This is a genomic window from Stappia sp. TSB10P1A, assembly GCF_900185725.1.
Lineage (GTDB): Bacteria > Pseudomonadota > Alphaproteobacteria > Rhizobiales > Stappiaceae > Stappia.
The window spans coordinates 1-1,106 of sequence record NZ_FYAU01000062.1; the positions used below are offsets into that span (position 1 = coordinate 1).

The 1,106-nt window shown below is 69.6% G+C and carries 2 protein-coding genes; both read left to right on the top strand.

What is annotated here, in order from left to right:
* Nucleotides 1-113: 113 nt before the first annotated feature.
* The gene (locus TSB10P1A_RS23485) at nt 114-533 is read left to right on the top strand and encodes a DUF3168 domain-containing protein (protein ID WP_186390394.1); all 420 of its coding nucleotides are present in this window, start codon (nt 114-116) and stop codon (nt 531-533) included.
* Between the two features lie 91 nt (nt 534-624).
* The coding region (locus TSB10P1A_RS23490) for a hypothetical protein (RefSeq protein WP_186390395.1) at nt 625-1,106 on the top strand (482 nt) is incomplete at its 3' end.

The following is a 1,106-nucleotide window of genomic DNA, read 5'->3' on the forward strand; positions in this document are numbered from 1 at the left end:
CCTCCCCGAATATCGACGTCTCCCGCGCACCTGCGCGGATGTCCGGCACGCGCCGCCGCCGCCATAGTCGCTTCCTGTAACCCCGGCACCCGCCGGGGTCTTGAGGTGGTGCAATGGCAGATCCGATCGCAGCGCTGGTGGAATGGCTGGAGGCCGATGGTGACATCGCCGCCGCCACGGCCTCGCGCATCTTCGGCGGCGGGCTGCCGGCGGAAGAGGCCGCGTCGATGCCGCGCGCTGCCATCGTCGTGCGCGCCTCCGGCGGCGCCTCCCTGACGGCCGGGTCCTATGTCCGGCATGACACCCAGCGTGTCGACGTGCTTGCCTACGGCGCGACGCCCTCTGAGGCCGATGCGCTCGCCCGCATGTGCCGGCTGCGGATCACGGATCTGCGCAGGCAGGTCATTGCCGGGTGCCTCATCCATTGGGCCGATGTGGCTGGCGGCCTGTCCGCCGGCCGCGATCGCGACACCGTCTGGCCGTTCGCCTTCCACTCCTTCCAGATCTTCCACGCGCTGGAGGCCGTCTCGTGACCGGGCCGGCCTCCCTCGGTTCCGCTGCCGCGCAGGCGGACGGAAAACCGGCTTCCACTTTTCCTGCCTGCGCTCTTAAGGAGGTGTCCTGATGCCCGCGCCGTTCGAAATCATCGCCCCCCCGTTCACCGCCTGGTGGGCGGCGGTCGGCACCGCGTTCCCCGCCCTGGGCACAGTGCCGCCGGCGGCGTGGACGATGATCGGCGCCAGTGGCGACGCCAACTACGACCCGGAGGGGGTGACCGTGGCGCACAGCCAGGAGGTCAATCTGGTTCGGCCGCTGGGACGCACCGCGCCGGTCAAGGCGTTCCGCGCGGAAGAGGGGCTCGTAATCTCGCTGACGGTCTGGGATGTCACGCTCGAGCAGTACCGCCTTGCCGCCAACAACCGCAACTTCCAGACCGTGGCGGCCGGCAGCGGTACGCCGGGCACCAAGACGCAGCAGCTCTATCGGGGCCAGATCGTCAACCCCGTTGCGCTGCTCGTGCGCTCGACCTCGTCGCCCTATGGCGATGCGATGGGGATGCAGTACCAGGTGCCGTACTGTTTCATGAGCGGCGGCCCGGAAATCCA

What these genes read in the sequence shown, in the direction of transcription:
- TSB10P1A_RS23485 (WP_186390394.1), top strand. Translation starts at nt 114, where the DNA reads ATGGCAGATCCGATCGCAGCGCTGGTGGAATGGCTGGAGGCCGATGGT.